The following is a 2,376-nucleotide window of genomic DNA, read 5'->3' as shown; positions in this document are numbered from 1 at the left end:
TAACAGAAGAGAGCGTCTGCGGATTTGTATTCGGCACGAGTTGAAACCCCATTCTCCGATTTATATTTTAATTTTATAATTCCGTATACAGGAACAATTACATTGTTTGTGTCGACTTTGCCTATTATTATACATACATAAGAGCTCTTATCCAATCACGTTTTTTGAAGGAGGATTAGTTGACAATTGGAACATTTTTGATTTTGAAATCAGACTTATTCATGATTTGATAACGCTTACAAATTCACATGTGTAACGAACGTTAGAATGATCTGATTGATAAAATTAAACAGATGTGTAAACAAGAAAAGGGAGCTGAACAAATCATGGTTATGGATGAAGAGTACAAAAAATTAGTTTCTTTGATGGAACAACGAGTTGAGGTCAACAAGCATAAAGGGCTTGATATTGTCATTAAAAAAATTCCGGATTCCGATGTAGAAGGGGATCTGGACCCAAGGGTGATGAATGTTACTTTGGAAATGCTGAAAGCGATGGCTTCCGGACCCAAGATGGATTTTGGTTCACTCGCTGCGGATAACATCGGTCAACTCAGAGCTATGATGGGATGGCCAAACGTAGATGTTACCGTTACCGAAATTGAAACAGAACATAAAACGATTGATGGCAAAGACGGTCCGATTCCGATCCGTATCTATTCGCCGCAAAAGAGCGGGCCTATGCCAGCAATTGTGTTTTTCCATGGTGGAGGGTTTATCGGCGGTTCTGTAGACAGTGTTGAAAACCCGTGCAAGTGTTTGGCAGAAAAAGCAGGGGCTGTTGTGGTGAACGTTGACTACCGCTTAGCGCCGGAGAATCCTTATCCTGCCGGACTTACCGATTGTTTTGATGCGGTCAAATGGGTATATGAGCATGCAGCTGAAATCAATGTCAACCCGAAACAAATTGGAGTGGCAGGCGACAGTGCAGGCGGGAATTTGTCAGCCGTGTGCTCTCTGATGGATAGGGATTTAGGTACCGGTATGATTAAATATCAGGCGCTGCTCTACCCTACGGTTAGCATGAGCGGCGTTGCTGCTGATGATTTTGAATGGAATATGGAAGAGTATACCGTTAACCACAACCACGAACTTATTCAGGGAATCATACGAGCATTAGGCAGTTCTACGGGGCTTGAGAACATTTATTTGGATGGAAATACTAAAGTAACCGATCCTTATGTATCACCGTTGTTAGCAGACGATTTGAGCGGTTTGCCAGCAACCCTTATTATTGAAGCGGAATATGATTATCTGAGATTGGAAGGCGAGGCTTATGCCAGAAAATTAATCAGATCAGGTGTCAAGACGAAGATGATTAGATACAACGGTGTAGACCATGCTTTTATGGACAAAATAGGGCTATATCCGCAAGCGGAAGATTGTATGAACGAAATCGCAAAAGGATTAAAAGAATTGTTTGCTTAACAAATGATGCCCGTAACCTTGTATAGAGGCTGTTTCAAAAGTAGGACTACTTACTTTTGAAGCAGTTTTTTTTGTTTTGTGAACAGATGATTATGCACTATAGATGACTCTTTCGAGTCATTTGGTTAAAAGTATACGTTGTTAAAATAAGAGAAGTACTTTTAGGAGAGTAGGTGAACCATTGCGAAAAATAATTATAGCAGCGGGGTTATTGTGTTTCATTCTAGTTTGCTTAGCAGCATGCTCTGCTTCGGATCCAGTGACAAACGACCCTGCAGCCATTGAGGCGGATTTGAGGACAGATCCTGACAAGCCAGTATCAGGCTCGCCGATAGAACTTATGGCAGATTTCACGGGAGCTGAGCTTACCGATTCCTCAGGGATGACATTTGAAGTCCGCGTGAAAGAGGAGCCTGTGTATTTTGAGGCAAAAAAAGAAGGACAAAATGTATTTAGCGGCACGTACACATTTCCAGAGCCGGGTATATACGAGGTGTACATGCATCTGTATACCGACGATATCCATGTGACGAAAAAGAAGCAGGTAGAGGTGCAATGAGATCAGCTGTACAGAAATTCATGTTTGGTTTAATTGTGGCAATGCTGCCTATTTTAATTGGGGCAAGCAGTGTAAAGGCTGAAGCAACGGCGAAATCGTTGCAGATGTTAATTAATGAGGCCCAGGCAGGCGATACTCTGCTGCTTTCTTCAGGAACATATGAAGGCCCCATAATAATTGATAAACCGTTACAACTGGCAGCCGAGTCTGGCGCAGAGGTTACGATTAAAAATACATCTGAAAAATCAGCCATACAAATAAAGGCTAATAACGTTGCTATCAGTGGAATTAACATTTTGGATGAGACGATTAAGAGAGACCCTACTATTTTAGTGCAAGCGAATGGCGTCTTACTGGATGGTTTGCAAATACACACCGGCTCCTTTGGTA

3 protein-coding genes are annotated in these 2,376 nt (G+C 41.9%); all 3 read left to right on the top strand.

Features of this window, described 5'->3' with window-relative positions; genetic code table 11:
- Positions 1-332: 332 nt before the first annotated feature.
- Entirely contained in the window at positions 333-1,427 is a 1,095-nt protein-coding gene (locus AB4Z17_RS33110; RefSeq protein ID WP_441964668.1) for an alpha/beta hydrolase, read from the top strand.
- A gap of 259 nt (positions 1,428-1,686) precedes the next feature.
- Positions 1,687-1,986 carry a hypothetical protein gene (locus tag AB4Z17_RS33105; RefSeq protein ID WP_441964666.1) on the top strand — a complete coding sequence of 100 codons (300 nt, stop codon included), beginning with the start codon at positions 1,687-1,689 and terminating at the stop codon, positions 1,984-1,986.
- Between the two features lie 20 nt (positions 1,987-2,006).
- Positions 2,007-2,376: right-handed parallel beta-helix repeat-containing protein (locus AB4Z17_RS33100; RefSeq protein ID WP_441964664.1), on the top strand; the 370-nt coding region annotated here is incomplete at its 3' end.

Source organism: Paenibacillus sp. TAF43_2 (genome assembly GCF_052113545.1).
Classification (GTDB): Bacteria; Bacillota; Bacilli; order Paenibacillales; family Paenibacillaceae; genus Pristimantibacillus.
This window is presented reverse-complemented; position numbering and strand designations above follow the sequence as displayed.

What these genes read in the sequence shown, in the direction of transcription:
- AB4Z17_RS33110 (WP_441964668.1), top strand. Translation starts at nt 333, where the DNA reads ATGGATGAAGAGTACAAAAAATTAGTTTCTTTGATGGAACAACGAGTT.